Annotated in this window: 19 protein-coding genes and 5 tRNA genes; 15 read left to right on the plus strand and 9 right to left on the minus strand. The window is 59.9% G+C overall.

What is annotated here, in order from left to right:
* Positions 1-16: 16 nt before the first annotated feature.
* A complete protein-coding gene (gene pgeF / locus OGM61_11390) occupies positions 17-820 on the minus strand; it encodes a peptidoglycan editing factor PgeF (protein UYI84429.1) in 804 nt (267 codons plus the stop codon).
* The gene (gene secA, locus OGM61_11395; protein ID UYI84430.1) at positions 813-3,581 is read right to left on the minus strand and encodes a preprotein translocase subunit SecA; all 2,769 of its coding nucleotides are present in this window, start codon (positions 3,579-3,581) and stop codon (positions 813-815) included. The genes pgeF and secA overlap by 8 nt, the downstream gene beginning before the upstream one ends.
* Before the next feature lie 181 nt (positions 3,582-3,762).
* Here secA and OGM61_11400 point away from each other — a divergent pair, with 181 nt between their 5' ends.
* The 6 genes from OGM61_11400 (at position 3,763) to OGM61_11425 (ending at position 5,910) form a co-directional block, all read left to right on the plus strand.
* Positions 3,763-5,247, plus strand: coding sequence for a DUF1846 domain-containing protein (locus OGM61_11400; GenBank protein UYI84431.1), 1,485 nt, complete (start codon positions 3,763-3,765; stop codon positions 5,245-5,247).
* A gap of 125 nt (positions 5,248-5,372) precedes the next feature.
* A tRNA-Gly gene (locus OGM61_11405) sits at positions 5,373-5,446 on the plus strand.
* 33 nt (positions 5,447-5,479) lie between these two features.
* A tRNA-Arg gene (locus OGM61_11410) sits at positions 5,480-5,556 on the plus strand.
* A 13-nt stretch (positions 5,557-5,569) separates the two neighbouring features.
* Positions 5,570-5,645 (plus strand) — tRNA-His (locus OGM61_11415).
* A 52-nt stretch (positions 5,646-5,697) separates the two neighbouring features.
* Positions 5,698-5,771: transfer RNA gene (locus tag OGM61_11420), tRNA-Gln, on the plus strand.
* 63 nt (positions 5,772-5,834) lie between these two features.
* Positions 5,835-5,910, plus strand: a tRNA-Lys gene (locus OGM61_11425).
* Between the two features lie 193 nt (positions 5,911-6,103).
* Here the strand turns inward: OGM61_11425 and OGM61_11430 are convergent.
* The 7 genes from OGM61_11430 to OGM61_11460 form a co-directional block, all read right to left on the minus strand.
* Positions 6,104-6,427, minus strand: a complete 324-nt coding sequence (locus OGM61_11430; GenBank protein ID UYI84432.1) for a hypothetical protein — start codon at positions 6,425-6,427, stop codon at positions 6,104-6,106.
* Entirely contained in the window at positions 6,424-7,167 is a 744-nt protein-coding gene (locus OGM61_11435; protein ID UYI84433.1) for a hypothetical protein, read from the minus strand. Before OGM61_11435 ends, OGM61_11430 begins: the two co-directional genes overlap by 4 nt.
* Positions 7,168-7,229: 62 nt before the next feature.
* Positions 7,230-7,415 carry a hypothetical protein gene (locus OGM61_11440; protein UYI84434.1) on the minus strand — a complete coding sequence of 62 codons (186 nt, stop codon included), beginning with the start codon at positions 7,413-7,415 and terminating at the stop codon, positions 7,230-7,232.
* Positions 7,416-7,575: 160 nt separating this feature from the next.
* A complete protein-coding gene (locus tag OGM61_11445; GenBank protein ID UYI84435.1) occupies positions 7,576-8,040 on the minus strand; it encodes a hypothetical protein in 465 nt (154 codons plus the stop codon).
* Positions 8,037-8,279 (minus strand): hypothetical protein, encoded by a 243-nt coding sequence (locus tag OGM61_11450; protein UYI84436.1) that lies wholly within the window; start codon positions 8,277-8,279, stop codon positions 8,037-8,039. Before OGM61_11450 ends, OGM61_11445 begins: the two co-directional genes overlap by 4 nt.
* A gap of 74 nt (positions 8,280-8,353) precedes the next feature.
* A complete protein-coding gene (locus tag OGM61_11455; GenBank protein ID UYI84437.1) occupies positions 8,354-8,854 on the minus strand; it encodes a DnaJ domain-containing protein in 501 nt (166 codons plus the stop codon).
* Between the two features lie 59 nt (positions 8,855-8,913).
* Complete coding sequence (locus OGM61_11460; GenBank protein ID UYI84438.1) at positions 8,914-9,162, minus strand: hypothetical protein; 249 nt, start codon at positions 9,160-9,162, stop codon at positions 8,914-8,916.
* Between the two features lie 955 nt (positions 9,163-10,117).
* On the opposite strand from OGM61_11460, the gene OGM61_11465 reads away from it, so the two are divergent.
* The 9 genes from OGM61_11465 (at position 10,118) to OGM61_11505 (ending at position 18,128) form a co-directional block, all read left to right on the plus strand.
* Positions 10,118-10,507 (plus strand): DNA-packaging protein, encoded by a 390-nt coding sequence (locus OGM61_11465; protein UYI84439.1) that lies wholly within the window; start codon positions 10,118-10,120, stop codon positions 10,505-10,507.
* Between the two features lie 514 nt (positions 10,508-11,021).
* Positions 11,022-11,804 (plus strand): metallophosphoesterase, encoded by a 783-nt coding sequence (locus tag OGM61_11470; protein UYI84440.1) that lies wholly within the window; start codon positions 11,022-11,024, stop codon positions 11,802-11,804.
* 9 nt (positions 11,805-11,813) lie between these two features.
* Complete coding sequence (locus OGM61_11475) at positions 11,814-11,957, plus strand: hypothetical protein (protein UYI84441.1); 144 nt, start codon at positions 11,814-11,816, stop codon at positions 11,955-11,957.
* 90 nt (positions 11,958-12,047) lie between these two features.
* Positions 12,048-13,457, plus strand: a complete 1,410-nt coding sequence (locus OGM61_11480) for a phage terminase large subunit (GenBank protein UYI84442.1) — start codon at positions 12,048-12,050, stop codon at positions 13,455-13,457.
* 9 nt (positions 13,458-13,466) lie between these two features.
* Positions 13,467-13,811 (plus strand): hypothetical protein, encoded by a 345-nt coding sequence (locus OGM61_11485; protein ID UYI84443.1) that lies wholly within the window; start codon positions 13,467-13,469, stop codon positions 13,809-13,811.
* Positions 13,804-15,513 carry a hypothetical protein gene (locus tag OGM61_11490; GenBank protein ID UYI84444.1) on the plus strand — a complete coding sequence of 570 codons (1,710 nt, stop codon included), beginning with the start codon at positions 13,804-13,806 and terminating at the stop codon, positions 15,511-15,513. Before OGM61_11485 ends, OGM61_11490 begins: the two co-directional genes overlap by 8 nt.
* A gap of 111 nt (positions 15,514-15,624) precedes the next feature.
* A complete protein-coding gene (locus OGM61_11495) occupies positions 15,625-16,524 on the plus strand; it encodes a hypothetical protein (protein UYI84445.1) in 900 nt (299 codons plus the stop codon).
* Positions 16,525-16,587: 63 nt separating this feature from the next.
* Positions 16,588-17,640, plus strand: coding sequence for a chitobiase/beta-hexosaminidase C-terminal domain-containing protein (locus OGM61_11500; protein ID UYI84446.1), 1,053 nt, complete (start codon positions 16,588-16,590; stop codon positions 17,638-17,640).
* A 59-nt stretch (positions 17,641-17,699) separates the two neighbouring features.
* Positions 17,700-18,128, plus strand: coding sequence for a hypothetical protein (locus OGM61_11505; protein UYI84447.1), 429 nt, complete (start codon positions 17,700-17,702; stop codon positions 18,126-18,128).
* Position 18,129 lies beyond the last annotated feature (1 nt).

Below are 18,129 nucleotides of genomic sequence, written 5' to 3' on the forward strand. Positions count from 1 at the left end.
GGTGTTCCCCCTTGGGTCACAGGGTGATGACGGCGGCCTGCACGCCGCGGCGGCCGTCCGTCGCGCGGTGCGACCAGAACACGTCCGGCCGGCACATGGTGCAGGCGTCCGACACGGCGATCTGCCCCGCCGGGACGCCGAGCTGCACAAGTCTCCGGGCGTTGACGCCCTTGAGATCGAGCAGGACCTTGCCGTCCGCGCGCGGGCGCGCGAGCGCGCCGAGCGGCGCATGCAGCAGCGCCTCGGCCGCAGAGACGACCTCTGGCCCGACCTCGAAGCAGCACGCGCCGATGCCGGGGCCGATGGCGGCGCGGATGTCCGCCGGGTGCGCGCCGAGGGCGCACATCTGCGCGACGGCAGCGCCGAGGATATCGGCCACCGAGCCGCGCCAGCCGCAGTGCACCGCGCCGATGACCCCGGCGATGGGGTCGTGCAGCAGCACAGGCAGGCAGTCGGCCATAAAGACCGCGAGCGGGACGCCCGGTTCGTTCGTGACAAAGCCGTCGCAGGTAAAGCGGGGCTCCAGCTCCGGCGGCTGCGCGTCGGCGGCGTGCGCGATGCGCACGTCCGCGCTGTGGATCTGCCGCGCATACACCGCGCGTGTGAGATCCAGCCCGGCGGCCGCGCCGAGCCGCCGCCAGTTTTCGCGCACGTTTTCCGGCGTGTCGCCGCGGCGGACACTGAGGTTCAGGCTCTCGAGCACGCCGGTGCTCACGCCGCCGAGGCGGGTGGAAAAGGCGTGGCACGCCGCGATGTTCGGCGCGGTCAGGTAAGCTGCGCCGCGCTCAGCGTGCAGCGGGAAAGCGACTTCGTTATGCATTCTTGCCGCAGCAGTCCTTATACTTCATGGGCAGGCCGTTCGGGCGCAGCTTGCCGCACGGGCACGGGTCGTTGCGGCCGGGCTTCTTGACGCGGCGGACGGGGCGCTTCTTCTCGCTGTCGTCCCCGCCGGCATTCGTCGCGGCGCTGCGGGCGACGGTCTTGCGCTCGAGCTTCTGCTCGCGGCGCACGCGCACCGTGAACAGGCGGCGCACCGTCTCGCTCTGGATGCCGTTGACCATTTCGTCGAACATGTCAAAGCCGGCGCGCTTGTATTCATCGACGGGCTTGACGTTGCCGTAGGCGCGCAGACCGATGCCCTGACGCAGGTCATCCATGGCCTCGAGGTGATCCATCCAGTATTCGTCGACCACGCGCAGCATGACCACGCGCTCGAGCTCGCGCATGAGCGGCGTGCCGTCCGGCTGCAGGCCGAAGGCTTCCTCGCGCGCGGCATAGGCCTTCATGGCGCAGTCATACACCGCGTCGGAGAGCGTGTCGGGCGTGAGCTTGTGCAGTTCCTCGGCCGTATAGCTCAGGTCGCACGGAAAGAGCTTTTCGAGCGGGGTGAGGATCTCGTGCAGATCCTTGTCGTTTTCGGGGTGGTGCTCGGCCATGCCGGCAGCAATGTCGCCGGTGATGACGGTGCGGATCATGTGCTGGACGTGCTCCTGCAGGTCCTCGCCGTCGAGCACCTTGCGGCGCTCTTCATAGATAACGTTGCGCTGCACGTTCATGACATCGTCGTATTCGAGCACGTTCTTACGGGCCTGGAAGTTGCGGCTCTCGACCGTGCGCTGGGCCTGCTCGATGGCGTTGGAGAGCATCTTGTGGTCGAGCGGCGTGTCCTCGTCGACGCGCAGCGTCTCCATCATGCTCTGCATACGCTCGGAGCCAAACAGGCGCATGACGTCGTCCGTGAGCGCGATGTAAAAGCGGCTCTCGCCGGGGTCGCCCTGACGGCCGGAGCGGCCGCGCAGCTGGTTGTCGATGCGGCGGGACTCGTGCCGCTCGGTGCCGATGATATACAGGCCGCCGGCCGCGCGCACGCGGTCCGCTTCCTCATCGATGCTCTTTTTGTGCTCGGCCATGCGCTCGGCAAACAGGACGCGGGCCTTGAGGATCTCTTCGTCCTCGGTCTCGGCATAGCCGGTGGCCTCGGCGATGACCTCCTCCGAGAAGCCGGCCTTGCGCAGGTCGGCCTTGGCCAGATACTCCGCGTTGCCGCCGAGCATGATGTCCGTGCCGCGGCCGGCCATGTTCGTTGCGATCGTGACAGCGCCGAACTTACCGGCCTGCGCGACGATCTCGGCCTCTTTCTCGTGGTGCTTGGCGTTGAGGACGTTGTGCGGGATGCCCGCCTTGCGCAGGAGCTTGGACAGGTGCTCGCTCTTTTCGATCGACACCGTGCCGACCAGCACCGGCTGGCCCTTTTCATGGCAGACGCGGATCTGCTCGATGATGGCGCGCAGCTTGCCGGCCTCGTTTTTATACACAACGTCGGGGTTGTCGATGCGGATGACGGGCTTGTTCGTCGGGATCTCGATGATGTCGAGGTTATAGATGGCCGCGAACTCCTCTTCCTCGGTCATGGCCGTGCCGGTCATGCCGGAGAGCTTGCCGTAGAGACGGAAGTAGTTCTGGAACGTGATGGTCGCCAGCGTCTTGTTCTCGCTCTGCACGCGCACGTGCTCCTTGGCCTCGATGGCCTGGTGCAGGCCGTCGCTGTAGCGGCGGCCGAGCATGAGACGGCCGGTGAACTCGTCGACGATGATGACCTCGCCGTCCTTGACGACGTAGTCAATGTCGCGCTTCATGATGCCGTGCGCGCGGATGGCCTGGTCGATGTGGTGCACGAGCGTGGCGTTTTCGATGTCCGCGAGATTTTCCAGGCCGAAGGCCGTCTCGGCCTTGGCGATGCCGCGGGCGGTGAGCGTCGCGGTGCGGGCCTTTTCGTCGACGACGTAGTCGGCGTCGAGGTCCTCGTCCTCCTCTTCCTTGTCGTCGATGGAGGCGTAGGACTTGCACGTCAGGCGGGCGGCAAAGTCCTCCGCCTGGCGGTAGAGGTCGGTGCTCTCGTCGCCCTGGCCGGAGATGATGAGCGGGGTGCGCGCCTCATCAATGAGGATGGAGTCCACCTCGTCGACGATGGCGAAAGCGTGGCCGCGCTGCACCATCTGGGATTTGTAGATGGCCATGTTGTCGCGCAGGTAGTCAAAGCCCATCTCGTTGTTCGTGCCGTAGGTGACGTCGGCCGCATAGGCCTGCTGGCGCTCGGCGCTCGACATGTCGTGCACAATCAGGCCGACGCTCAGGCCAAGGAAGCGGTAGACCTTGCCCATCCACTCGCTGTCACGGCGGGCGAGATAATCGTTGACGGTGACGATGTGCACGCCCTCGCCGGTGAGCGCGTTGAGGTACGCCGGCAGGACGGCGACGAGGGTCTTGCCTTCGCCGGTCTTCATCTCGGCGATGCGGCCCTGATGCAGCACGATGCCGCCGATGAGCTGCACGCGGAACGGCTTCATGCCCAGCACGCGCCATGCGGCCTCGCGCGCCGTGGCAAACGCCTCCGGCAGCAGGTCGTCGAGCGACTCGCCGTCGGCGTAGCGCTGCTTGAACTCGTCGGTCTTGGCGCGCAGCTGCTCGTCCGTGAGCGCGGCGTACTCGTCCGACATGGCTTCGATTTTATCAGCGATCGGGTAGAGCCGCTTGAGCTCATGGTCGCTGTGAGTACCAAATATTTTTTTGAGAAAGCCCATTTGTTGACACTCCTTGTCCAGTGTAATTTAGGATTATACCATACATTTATGAATAAAAAAAGAGTGAATCGGCCCTGCGATAAATTTTTACCGGATCGGGCATTTTCCCATTGCCGGAATGCGTCGAATGCTGTAGAATATATGTTTGTTTGATAGCTTGAAACAGAGGAGAGAAACATCTATGCAGGCGATCGGCTTTGACAACGACAAATACCTTCGGATGCAGTCGGAAAAGATCCGCGAGCGCATCGGCCAGTTCGGCGGCAAGCTGTATCTGGAGTTCGGCGGCAAACTCTTTGACGACTACCACGCATCGCGCGTGCTGCCGGGCTTTGCCCCCGACAGCAAGGTGCGCATGCTCATGGAGATGCGCGACGAGGCGGAGATCATCATCGCCATCTCGGCGGATGATATCGAGCGCAACAAGCGCCGCGGCGACCTCGGCATCACCTACGACGACGACACCCTGCGCCTGATCGACGCATTCCAGGGCTGCGGGCTGTACGTCGGCAGCGTCGTCATCACGCACCACCGCGGCCAGCCCGCGGCGGAAAAGTTCCAGCGCCGGCTCGAGACGCTCGGCATCCGCGTGTACCGGCACTACATCATCCCGGACTACCCGTCCGACGTCGCGCGCATCGTCAGCGACGACGGCTTCGGCCGCAACGACTACATCGAGACGACGCGCAGCCTCATCGTCGTGACCGCGCCCGGCCCCGGCAGCGGCAAGATGGCCACGTGCCTGAGCCAGCTCTATCATGAGCACAAGCGCGGCGTGTGCGCGGGCTACGCCAAGTTTGAGACGTTCCCGATCTGGAACCTGCCGCTGCGCCACCCCGTGAACCTCGCCTACGAGGCCGCGACCGTCGACCTCGACGACGTGAACATGATCGACCCCTTCCACCTCGAGGCCTACGGCGTGACGACCGTCAACTACAACCGCGACGTGGAGATCTTCCCCGTGCTCAACGCCATGTTCCAGCGCATCTACGGCAGCTCGCCGTACAAGAGCCCCACGGATATGGGCGTGAACATGGCGGGCTACTGCATCAGCGACGACGCCGTGTGCTGCGCCGCCGCCAGGCAGGAGATCCTCCGCCGCTACTACGCCACCGCCTGCGCGCAGCTGCGCGGCCTGTGCGCCCCGGTCGAGACGCAGCGGCAGGAGCTGCTGCTCAACCAGCTCGGCCTAACAGCGGCCGACCGCCCGGTCGTGGGCGCGGCGCTCCGGCGCGCCGAGGAGACCGGCGCCCCCGCCGTCGCCATCGAGATGCCCGACGGCACGATCATCACCGGCAAGACCTCTTCCCTGCTCGGCGCGAGCTCGGCCTGCCTGCTCAACGCGCTCAAATACCTCGGCGGCATCCCGAAGGACGTCACGCTCATCTCGCCCGAGATCATCGAGCCGATCCAGCACCTGAAGGTTGAGCATCTGGGCAACCACAACCCGCGCCTGCACACCGACGAGGTGCTCGTGGCGCTGAGCATCTGCGCCGTGAATGACCCGACCGCCGAGATCGCCATGCAGCAGCTCGAAAAGCTCGCGCACTGCGAGGCGCACTCGTCCGTCATCCTCTCGCACGTGGACGAAAACGTGTTCAAAAAGCTCGAGGTGAACATCACGTTCGAGCCGCGCTTCCAGACCAAGAAGCTCTTTCACCGCTGAAATATCCGCGGGGACGGCCTGCGCCGTCCCCCGGTTTGCGATTTTTTCGCATTTTGAACAGGTTTTGCTTGACAAACACCGCGCAGGGATGGTATATTCGTAAAGCTGAATGTGGGACGACCTCTGCGGGTGTAGTTCAATGGTAGAACACCAGCCTTCCAAGCTGGATACGTGGGTTCGATTCCCATCACCCGCTCCATACCTTCTGGGCGGGCAGCAAAATATTGTATGCGCGCCAATAGCTCAGTTGGATAGAGCAACTGCCTTCTAAGCAGTAGGCCGGGGGTTCGAATCCCTCTTGGCGTACCATTTCAGATCTATGGTGGGTATAGCTCAGCTGGGAGAGCACCGGATTGTGGTTCCGGGTGTCGAGGGTTCGAACCCCTTTACCCACCCCACGAAATCGGGGATTGGGAGTGATCCCGATCCCCGTTGTTTTTGCCCCGATATTGGGATGTAGTGTAATGGTAACACACCAGACTTTGACTCTGATATCGTGGGTTCGAATCCCGCCATCCCAGCCACAAATCGCTGCGCTGGATTCGCGTCTGATATTTTGGATAGCAGATAACTTTTCACACCGATATGCCCCAGTAGCTCAGTAGGCAGAGCACCTGCCTTTTAAGCAGGGTGTCCGGGGTTCGAATCCCCGCTGGAGCACCAAAATAGAGAAAACCAGCAATCCATTGTGATTGCTGGTTTTTCTTTGTTTATCAATGCTTTGTGATGCTTTCGGAAATCTTTGCAGTGCGAAAAACGTCGCGGATTTACGATTATTTTCCGCATAACGCAGACGCATTTCGTTAGCAAAATGCTAACAAAAATGCTAACCGCGCATTGGCTGTCTTGCCATCGTTTACAGGCCGCACAGCTTTGCCAGCATCAGGCGGGTGTACGGCGGGCACGTATTCGTGCCGCCGAGCCAGCTTTCCAGCGTGCGCAGCGGGATCACAAAGCGCTGCGCAAAGTTTGCCTGCGTCAGGCCAGTGTGCTGCACAATCTCACGCACGGTGATGTGCGCATAGCGCCAGACATGGCGTAGATCGTCCGCCAGCGCCGGGAGATCATCGCCCTCGACGGTCGGAAAGATGTCGGACAGCGCGACGTTGGACGCAAAAGCATCCGGATCGCTGTATTGCTGCGCAGCGCGAAAAGCGTGATAAAACTGCTTGTCAGTCATGGCGATGTCTCCTTTGCTGCTGTTGCTTCGCGCCAGGCCGCAAGAGCCTTGGCGTATCTTTTGAGTGCGTCGGCGTCATCGCCGCTGATCTGCACCTCAGCGTTGCCGACGTAGATACGGTAGCCATAAGCCGCCGCGCCGTAGACCTTGCCGTTCCAGCGGCCGGCCGGGTAGCATACCGGTTTGACCGGCTCCGTGATTCCGGATGCCTCAGCGGCCGCGACGCGCTCGCGCTTGGCGGCGGCTTGTTTTGCAAGATACTCCGTGTCTACAATGCTATCGTCGATCACAGCGCCGAGCGCCTTCACGCGCTCGATCTCGTCGTAGGCGTCCTCCTGCGGGACGACCTTGATCCATTTCCGCTCTCCGCGCTGGACGCTGTAGCCGTAGGTGATGTAGTCATCCGCAAAGACCCAGCGGTATCCGAGCGACTTGATATCATCCTTGTGCGATACGGTGTCTCCGCCAAAAAACAGGACGACCGGGGTGTTATGCCTGTCCGGGTATCCGGTCATGTGCAACGTCAGCGGCAGCTCAGCCTCCGCTACGGCGGCGGCCTCGCGCTCGGATGCCTTGCGCTCGGATGCCTTGCGCGCAGTGTAGCAAGCATCGCACTCATCAAAGTTTGCGGCTGCCCACGCCTCCCAGCCATCCGCCTCGCGGCGATTGCGGCAGATTTTGGTGCGGGTAAACGTTGTGCCGCAGGTGGCGCAAGTACAGGTTGCAGTTGCTTTTGCCACAATATTTCCCTTTCTCCGGCTGCACCGGTGCCGATGTTGATGTGATCCGCTGGCGCGGGAGGTCAGATGACCTCCACGCCCAGCTTCTCGGCGGCCGCGTAGATGACGCCCTCGAAGGTGTCGCCGTCGGCGGCGTCAAACGCCTCGGCCATGCCGGCCAGCGCGCACAGTTCACGGGCGAGGTCCATGTCCCAGGTGTCGGCGCTGCGCAGCGCCTCGGCGATCTTGTTGGCTTCAATGTTTTTCATGATGTGATCCTTTCCGGCCTTGCGGCCTATCGCGTTTTCCTTTTGATGGATCGAGTATACCGCGGAATCTGCGGTATGTCAACAGGTAAACCGCGGAATCTGCGGTTTTGTGTAGATGCACAAAAATTGGTTTGGAAGTTGTGCAGGATGCCGGGCACTATCATCGTTCCCAGCTCCTGCGGGCTACATCCTTAACGGATGCAATGCCGGGGTACTGCTTTTGCAGGGCGGCGAAGCGAGCAAACGCTTTCGCGCGATCCTGACCGTGGAACTGCTCGCACAGTTCGTCGGTCTCCGTGCCGTCAGACATCCGGCGCGTGATCGTCACCCAGTAGGTAATGCGGCCCTTATAGCTCGGGTCGCGCTTGAGCGTCAAAACGCGCGTGTAAGGCATCGTTTCCAGCTCGGCGTACCGCTGCGCCAGTGCTACGCGATAGTCGCGCAAATCGTCAATCAAGCGTTGCATGCGCTCGATCTGGCGCGCAATGTCGGCATCCTTGCGGGCGATGTCTTCCGGCGTCTTATACCGCTTCGGTTGCTGCACGTAGATATATACGCGCTGCTCGGCTTCGAGCTGCTCGCCGCCGTACATGGTAAGCAAATCGTGATAACTCGTTGTAATCACCCCCCATAGATAGCGCAGAGCTTCCCGCGCTTGTACTCGGTGCATCCGGGCGCATAGCGCACCATCATCGGCGCGCCCTTGAGCACATCGACGCGCTTGGTGCGCGTGCTGATAACCGCGACATACTCCCAATCTGGGCAGACGCAAGCACGGGCATACCGCACCGCGTCGGCCTTGCGCCCAAACTCACGGCCGGAATAAGCGCCGCAATCGCGGCAATACTTGATAATCTGATACATGATGCAACCTCCGTTTCGCTCTTGCTCATCAGCGCCGGACTTTTACCGGCGGACGGAGCGCGGCCGGGGACGGCTTACGCCGTCGCCCCAAGCCGGTTGTATGCGGTGCGCTCGCGGCCGTCTGCGTCAAAGACCTGGCTGCCGTACTTGCTGCGGATCTCGTTCATGCTGCGCTTGCCGCGGTAGTGTCCGCGCGCATCCTCCGGGTGCCGCCAGTACCACATCGTCTTGCTGCTGCTCCAGCGGCAACCGGCGGCTTTTAGCGCGTCCTTGTGTTGGCGCGTCTCGCCGCTGATCCAGAGCCACGAGCCGCAAAGCTCGACCGTAAGCCCGGGAAGCCCGAGCAACACGTCGAGGATCTCGCGGAATTCTTCGGCGGTCTCGGTGGTCTGGTGGTACTCGTCGGCGCTTGCGTTGTGCTGGCGCTTGAGCTGCTCAAACAGCGCGTCATGCTCGGCGTTGATCTCCTGCATGATCTCCGTGCTGCCGCCCATGTCGGGGTGATATTTCAGGGCCAAACGGCGATAGGCCGCTTTCAGCTCGTCGAGGGTGTGGATGTTGGTAAAGTATTTCATGGTTGCTCTCCTTTCATGTGTGGCATACTAGCGTTAGTATGTGTATTTTTAAGGGACGTTTAGCCCCTTAAAAAGTTTTCGATTGCTTCTAGTAAAACGCTCGCTTGTGATACGCCGCTATTATTGCATTTTGCTTTGAACGCTTCAACCGTTTCTTTGGGCAACTGCAAGTAGATACGGCCGTAAACCTTTTCGTTATACCGGCGTTTCACTTCCGTGCTGGTGGTGGTCTTTCTTGCCGCGAGGATCATCTCCTTTCGCTGCCGTTCCCCGGCTGCATTTACAAGATAGCATACTTGCGTTACCATGTCAAGCCCTTTTTGCAAAAATTTTTTTGTGCGGGCGCTCTCTCCCTCTATACTCTCCTTTTCTTTCCTTTGGTCGTTGAATGTCTCGCGGGTATGGAATAGATATTTAAATAGCTATGGCATAGCTGTGTAATAGCTATGACATAGCTGTGTAATAGCTATTACTTAGCTATGTAAATACCCCCCCTATAGTCCCCCCCTCTTTGCGCGGGGCGTTGTCCTGGCTGTGTGCCGGTGATGCTGCGCAATGATGCGATGATATGATGATGGTATGATGATGGTATGATGATGGTATGATCCCATTATCCCGTACAAAATTCGCGTTGTGGCATCGGATAAAAAAATTGTGGGGCTTGCTGTGGCTGGTTTTGTGGCGGCGATCTGGTGCATACTGATGCACTTTTCGTGACCGTTTTCGGTGCTGCATACTATGCATATTCATGCAGTTTCGCAAAAAGCTAGTATTTTCAATGGCTTCATCAATTTGTAAATTCGGCATAACCTACATTTTGCCGAATAACTCATAGATTTTACGGTGCTTCTGCATTGCTCGGCTGGTAGTTTATGCAGTTCATGCGCAGTGTATGCAGTGTCATGCAGCAATGCCAATCGGCGCCCTGGCGCGCGGCCAATCATCCACGGCGCGCGCTGGTGTGTGGGCGCTGTTTTGCTCAGCGTTTCCGGGTGTGCCCCCTCCCCCCCCTCCCCCCCCGGGGTGCCGGAAAAGCGGGACGGCTCTCAGGCGACAGCCCATGCGTTACGACACACAGCCTTTTGAGACTTCCCGCCAAACATTGCCCCATTCAACATTCAACCCGCTACGTTTCCCGCGTCTTTACAATCGTGCGCGCCAATCGAAGAAGAACCCCGTCAAGGTATTTCATACATTATCTGGTTGACGTGCATTTAGTTTTTTCGACGTTTGATGCTATACTATAAGCGATGGGGTGATTCTATGGCAAGACCGCGCAAAATCAAAACCGCCGAAGAGCTTGGCGTTCTGATCGACGAGTTTATCATGCAGTGCGAGGACGGGAAACAGTACATGGACGACTATGCACTGATGAAGTATCTCGGCATTGCGCCGCGTACACTCGCGCGATGGCGGGCAAACGAGGGCGGGGAATATGACGGATATGGAGAGCAGCTCGAGAAGCTGGTCGCATACCGGGAAGCGGTCTATGCGCGCATGGTGGCTGAAAACCCGAAGGGCAGCGGCGGGATCATCTTCCTGCTCAAGCAGCCGAAAAACGGCGGGTACATCGACAAGCCTGTAATCGACGTTCACGCGCAGGAGCTGACGATCAAGACAGACGGGATCGGCGGCGACAGTGCTTTCAAGTAACGCTTGCAAATGCACAACAAACACGCTTAATCCAACAAGCCGAATGCGGGCGCAGGATACGCGCTGCGGCTAAGTGCTTGCTGTTCGCGTTTGCGAACGATGCCCATCCGTGCCGGAAAAAGGGCGGCCTCCTGTGGCCGTTATTACCTTCCCAAAACCTATTACGGTACGGAGCAACTGTGAACCCGGCACTATCCGGGAATCAAGCGTCGGAAGCGACGGTAAACACTGCTGCGGCGGCGAGTGGCCTAAGCGTTTCATCTCCTTTCCGCTGAAATCCTGTGCAAGTCAGGATGCCGCAGCTTCCCTTTCTACGGCAGCTTTCCAAAAGGGACGCGCCCGGTGCAAGTCCGGGGGCTGCCGCCAAGACCAGACGACCGGATTGACCGGAGCGTGAAAAACCGGCAGAAAGCCGCTTTCCTGCTGCAGCGGGATGCGGGCGCGCTGAGCTGCTGCTCGGAATTGGTTTATAAGCGAGGCGCGCGACAACCGTGTAACGAATGAGGTGAAGCGTTTGCACGTTATCCGTGTGGAGCTGCCGAAGCAGCAAAACGAAATCGAAGTGCACGTCATTGCGGACGTACATCTTTCTGACCCGAACTGCGATATTCGCGGCGTGCAAAAGCGCGTGGCGGACATTGCGGCAAAGGATAACGCCTATGCAATTCTTGCGGGCGACCTGATCGACAATGCGACGCGAAGCAGCATCGGCGACATCTACAGCACGCAGTTGTCCCCAATGGAGCAGATCAAGCTTGCAAACAAGACGTTTGCTCCGCTCAAGGGGCGCATCCTGTGCGCTGTTCCCGGCAACCACGAAGAGCGGACATATCGTGCAGACGGCATCGACATTACATGGCTGATTGCAAACGAGCTGGGCGCTGGCGACAGATATGCACCGGACGCCGCGCTTGTGTTTGTTTCGCTGGGCGAAAACTCGCGGAGAAAGAGCGAGGGACGGCAGACAACGTACTCCATCTACGTCAACCACGGAAACGGCGGTGGGCGCAAGATCGGCGGCAAGATCAACCGGCTTGCGGACTATGCGCAGATCGTCGATGCAGACGTTTATGTTTGCGGGCACACGCACTCCCCCGCCGTGTTTAAGGATTGTTTCTTCCGGGCAAATGCTTCTACGAGGAGCGCGGAGCCGGTTGAACGATTGTTTGTTAACACTGCGGCTGCGCTGGACTACGGCGGCGGCTACGGTGTGCGGATGGGCTATCAACCGGCGAGCAAGGCCGCGCCTGTCATTTACCTTGATGGGTGGCGGAAAAATGCCGGGGCTGCAATGTGAAGGTACCCTATGCAGAAAAATGAAACTCTCCTCCTGGCGATTCTGGACATTATCGGCCGCGGGAATACCGCCGAGGTAAAGCAAACGAAAGACGGCGTGCTTGTGCTGGAAGTAAAGCGCAAGGTCGCCTTTCGGGAAACAGAAACAGAATAACGACGTGCCCGGAAACGGCCGGGCATAAGAGCTGAACGGAGCTGACTGCGGAATGCAGTTGGCTCCGTTTCTGCATTTACGGAGGATGCCATGCCGAAGCAGAAGCGAAGCACGCAGACAAATTTCACATGGGATCCGGGGCACGCAAACGAGAAGCAGCTTCTGTTTTATCAGAGCCGAACGATGTACACGGCCTACGGCGGCGCGCGAGGCGGCGGCAAGACGCACGCTGTGCGCATCAAGGCAGTAGGCGGCGCGTTTACATGGCCGGGCATCCGCATCCTCATCGTGCGAAAGACATACCCGGAGCTGCAGTCGAACCACATCGAACCGATTCTGAAGATGGTGCCGCAGGAGCTGACAAGCTACAACGGCACACTGCACACGCTGTACTTTCAAAACGGCTCGACCATCCATTTCGGCCATTGGAGCGGCATTACGTCCGAAAGCGAATACCAGGGTCAGGAATACGACTGGATCTTCATGGACGAGGCTACGCAGTTTACAGAGCGCGAATTTCGCTTTCTCGGCGGCTGCCTGCGTGGCGTCAACGAGATCCCGAAGCGCTTTTACCTGACGTGCAACCCCGGCGGCGTCGGGCACAGATGGGTCAAGCGCCTGTTTATCGACCGAAATTTCAAGACAGATTCCGACAACCCAGAGGAGAACGAGAACCCGGACGATTACAGCTTCATTTTCGCAACGGTCGAGGACAACAAAGACCTGCTGGAATCCTCTCCGGGCTATCTGCAGGCGCTCTCTCAGCTGCCTGAGAACATCCGCAAAGCGCACCGATACGGCGACTGGGACGCACTGTGCGGCACGTATTTCCCGGAATTCAGCAAGGCGACGCACACCTGCAAGCCGTTCCAGATCCCAAAACACTGGAAGCGATACAGGGCGCTCGACTACGGTCTGGATATGCTTGCCGTCGGCTGGTACGCGGTGGACGAAAACGGGCACTCGTACATGTACCGCGAGCTTGTGCAGCCGGGGCTGATCGTGCAGGATGCGGCAAAGCAGATCCTCGACATGACGATGCCGGACGAGCACATCGAGATCACCTTTGCCCCGCCGGACATCTGGTCGCGCCAGAAGGACACCGGCAAGACGATGGCAGAGGTGTTTATGCAATGCGGCGTGCCCATCGTGCGGGCAAGCAACAACCGCGTGCAGGGTTTCCTGCAAGTGAAGGAAGCACTCGCAAATATGCCGGACGGAAAACCGGGGCTTGTACTTTTCCAGACCTGCGAACGGACGATCGGAGACCTCGAGGACATTCAGGCGGACGAGCGCAACCCGAACGACTGCGCCAAAGAGCCGCACGAGATCACGCACACGGTCGATTCCGTGCGCTATTACTGCGTATCGAGAACAATGCGCGCGGACGCAAAAGACGCGAACCCGTCGGAGATCATCTACGAGGACGAGGACGCGCAGGAGGGCTACGAGGAATTCATGACCGGAGACGCACCGTCTGCCGGATATATCAGCTATTAGGAGGAAGACATGAACACTATCAGTTTGATCGGCCTACTGGTGATCGCGGCGTGCTTTGTGCTGACGATGGCAAGCTTGCGGCGCTGGGACGACGAGCTGCGGGCATTTCAGGACGCGACGATGGACATGCTGGCAGATACGTCGCTCGACGTATCGCAGCTACAAAAGCGCGTAGAGGCACTGGAAGAGACTGCGGCCGCACTGTGCGAGCGTGCGGACAAGCTCGACGAAGACCACGCTGAACAGGTGGAACAGGCGCTGCAGATGGCGCAGGACTTCTCCAACGGGGTGTCCAACCTCATGAACTACAGCTACCTGATGGCCGGAAAAAAGGACGTGAGTGACGATGCCTGACGAGTTTGGCAAGAAGATCACGCCGGAGCAGGTACAGGCAGAGTACCAGAAAATGCTCGGCTACAACACTGCTGTCAACCTCGACGAGACGGTGCGCGCCAACGAGAACTTCTTCATTGGCAAGCAATGGGAGGGCGTGGACGCGAAGGGTCTGCCGACGCCGGTATACAACTTCCTGAAACAGGTCGTTTTGTTTTCCGTTGCGAACATCACGACCGACAATATCAAGATGCAGGCTACTCCGCTTGCGTGCGAGCGCACGCCGGAGGACGTGGAACGTGTCGCGGAGATCGTCAACAAGGAGTTTGACCGGCTGTTTGAATTCAACCGCGTGCCGAACCTTGTGCGCGAGTATATGCGAAACGCCGCCGTGGACGGTGATAGCTGCCTGTTCACGTTCTGGGACGACACGGTAGATGCCGGATTCGGCCTGCGCGGCGGCATCCGTACGGAGATCGTGGACAATATGCGCGTCGGCTTCGGTAACACAGCGTGCCGTGACCCGCAGAAGCAGCCATACATCCTCATCGAACGGCGAGAAATGACGAAGGAGCTGTGCAGAGCAGCGCAGGAGGCCGGAAATCCGCACTGGAACGACATTCAGCCGGATACCGAGAGCCACAACACTGACAGCTACAAAAACAGCTCAGAGCGCAGTACGGTGCTGCTGCGGATGTGGAAGGAACGCAAGACCGGCACGGTGTGGGCATGCGAAGTCTCCGGGCGCGTCATGCTGCGCGAGCCGTGGGACATGGGGCTGCGGCTCTACCCGGTGACGTGGATCAACTGGGACTACATTCCCGACAGCTATCATGGTCAGGCGCTCGTGACCGGCCTGATCCCAAACCAGATCTTTGTCAACAAGCTGTTTGCCATGTCCATGATCTCGCTGATGACGAGCGCGTTTCCGCGAACGGTCTACGACAAGACGCGCATCCCGAAGTGGAATAACGCTGTCGGCGCTGCGATCGGCGTCAACGGCGGCGACGTGTCCGGCGTGGCAAAGATCATCGACCCGGCACAGATCAGCCCGCAGATCGCGCAGTTTATCCAGACGAGCGTGGACTATACGCGGCAGTTTCTCGGCGCGACGAGTGCGGCGCTTGGCGAGACGCGGCCGGACAACACGTCGGCCATTATCGCCCTGCAGCGCGCTGCCAGTATCCCGTCGGAGATCACGAAGCAGAACCTCTACAAATCCATTGAAGATCTGGGGCGCATCTATCTGGACTTCATGGCGGCGTACTACGGGGAACGCAAAGTGCAGGTGTCTATGCCGGACGTAGGCTCGGACATTCTTGCATTTGCTGGGAAAGACCCGGAGGAGCTGGAAACCGTGCTGTTCGACTACGGCATTCTGAACGATATGCCGATGGCGCTGAAACTTGACGTTGGCGCAAGCTCGTACTGGTCGGAGATGGCGTCGGTGCAGACGCTGGATAACCTGCTGATGCAGGACAAGATCACGATTGAGGAATACCTTGAGCGCATCCCGGACGGCTACATCCCGAAGCGGCAGGAACTGATCGCCTCGCGCAAGCAGGCGGCACAGCAGCAGATGATGCAGCCGGAGGGCCCGAGCACAGGCGGCACGCCGGAGACCGGCGCTCTGGTCGATATCGGCCAGAAGACGCCCATTCGCGGCGGCGGCGGCTTCGGTGACTTGCAGCGCAAGGTCATGCAGACCGGAACGGCCGAATAACGAACGCTCGGCGGAAAACCGCCTTGCAAATACATTACCGGATAAATTTCAACACGTGGCGCCGACCATAGCGCCGCACCCGCCGACCATAGCGGGAGAAGGGATTTTGACATGGCAGACGACATGAACACCGCCTTTACGGCGGACGCAGACGATTGGAGCGACATCACGGCGGATAGCTTTGCCGACGTTGAGGACGACGCGCAGGGCGCGCCGGACACGGAGCCGCAGGGCAACGACGCCGCGCCGGAGATCGAACAGAACGACGGTGGGCAGGATGCAGATGCCGCACAGCCGGGCGAGAACGAGGAGCAGCAGGCGCAGACAGACGGCCAACTGTTTGAGCTAAAGCACCTCGGCGAGACGAAAAATGTCAACCGGGACGAGGTCGTAACGCTTGCTCAGAAGGGCATGGACTACGACCGCGTGACCGAGAAAAACACGCAACTGGAAACCCAGGTGTCCGAACAGAAACAGCAACTGGCGACGCTCACGGAACACGAGAACGCGCTGCAGGAGCTGGCAAATCAGAGCGGCACAACCGTCGAGGAGCTTGTGGAAAACATGCTCATTGCCGTTACCAAGAGTAAATACGGCATCGACGACGACGGCATGGCGCTCGAGCGCGTAAAGCTCGACAGAGAGCGCCGCGCGCTCGATCAGGAACGGGCAGCACTGGCACCCCAGAAGCAGGAGCAGGAGCAGCAGGCAGCGAACGAGAAATGGCGCGGCGAGTGCTTTGACGCATTTGCAAAAGCCTATCCCGACGTTGACCCGGCCTCCATTCCGAACGGCGTGTGGGAAGCCTTTAACCGCGGTGAAACGCTGGTTTCGGCCTACGCAAGAGAACGCAACAAGGCGCTGGAGGCAGAGATCGCGCGCATGAAATCCGAGCAGGCGACGCGCGACCGGAACGCGGCGAACGCCGCGAGAAGCACCGGTAGCCAGAGCAGTGCCGGGAAGACCGGCAGCGACGAAGCGTTTGACGCGCTGTGGTACGACGGCAACTGACCACGTGAACATAGGGCTTGCCTCCGCCTGAAATTCTGAATTTTTAAGTGAGGTAATCACATAATGGCAATCAATGTTTTTGACAAATACAGCACCAAGCTCGACGAACGTTTCCACCAGAAGAGCGTTACCGACGCGTTTGCCGGTAAGGATTACGACTTTGTCGGCGTGAACGCGATCAACGTGTACAGCTCCGATGAGGGCGACTTCGGCGACTACACCCGCAGCGGTTCCAGCCGATTCGGCACGATCAAAGAGCTGGGCGACACCGTTCAGACCATGCGCATGACGCAGGACAAGGGCGGCACGTTCTCGATCGACGCGGGCAACGCTGCCGAACAGTTTAACGTCAAGCAGTGCAACGCGCGCATGAAGGCGACGTGGGACGGCAAGGTCACTCCGAGCATCGACAAGTACCGTCTGCAGCAGTGGGTCGGCGGTGCCGGTGTTGTGACCGTCAACGCGACCGCGCTGACCGGCAAGACCGCGATTGACGCCATTGTCAACATGGGCGCGGAGATGTCCAACCATCTTGTGCCGACCGACAACCGCGCGATCTTCATCGGCCACACGCTGTTTGCTAAGTGCAAGCTGTCGGACTACATCGTCGGCATTGACGTGCTGGGCAAGGACGCCGTCGCAAACGGTTCTCTGGGCAAGCTCGACGGCAACGACGTGTACGCCATCCCGGACAGCTATCTGCCCGCAGGCGTCAACTTCGTGATCTTCCGCAAGGGCGCGAGCGTCGACCCGGTGAAAAACCAGACTATGCGCATCCAGAAGAACCCGCTGGGTATCGACGGCGATGTGGCGGAGTACCGCGTGATGTTCGACAGCTTCGTGCTTGACAAGAAGGCATACGCCATCGGCGTGCACGCGACCGCGGGCAGCACGACCCCGACGATGTCTGTCTCCGGCGGCACGCTGACGCTGACTGCCGGTGACGGTGAGACCATCAAGTACACCACCGACGGCAGCAACCCGAAGACTTCCTCCACGGCGAAGACCTACAGCGCCAGCGCGAAGCCGACCGGCATTGCCGCAGGCACGGAGGTCAAGGCTTACGCCAGCAAGACCGGCGCGCTCGATTCCGGCATTATGACGGCTACCGCCTGAGGCAACGGATAAGGCGGCGGGATTTCCCGCCGCCTATTTTCAGATAACGAGGTGATTTCATGGCAGAAGTCAGCGATGTGTTTGACGCTGCAATGTCCATCATGGACGAGCTGAGCGATAGCGGGAAACCGCAAACGACGGACACGGACGAATATAAATACCGCGCCGTGTCGATCATCAACACAATGATTGCGGAGCTGTACCCGTTTTCAGAGACAAAGAAGGCCGGAAAAACCGCTTCCGGCTGGCGGCCTGTTGAGGAATTCGACGACACGCTCTCGGAGATCGACAACACGCTCGCGCTCGGTGCGATGCCATACGGCCTTGCTTCCGCTCTCCTGACGGACGAGAACCCGGAGGCATCCGACCGGTTCAAGCGGCGCTACAACGAGATCGTGGCGATGCACAAGGCAAACGCGCAGTGCAGCATGGGCACGGTCGAGGATGTGTACGGCGGCATCGAGTATAGCGAGTTCGGGAGCTGGTGAC

This window comes from Clostridiales bacterium, from assembly GCA_025757645.1.
Lineage (GTDB): Bacteria > Bacillota > Clostridia > Oscillospirales > Oscillospiraceae > CAG-103.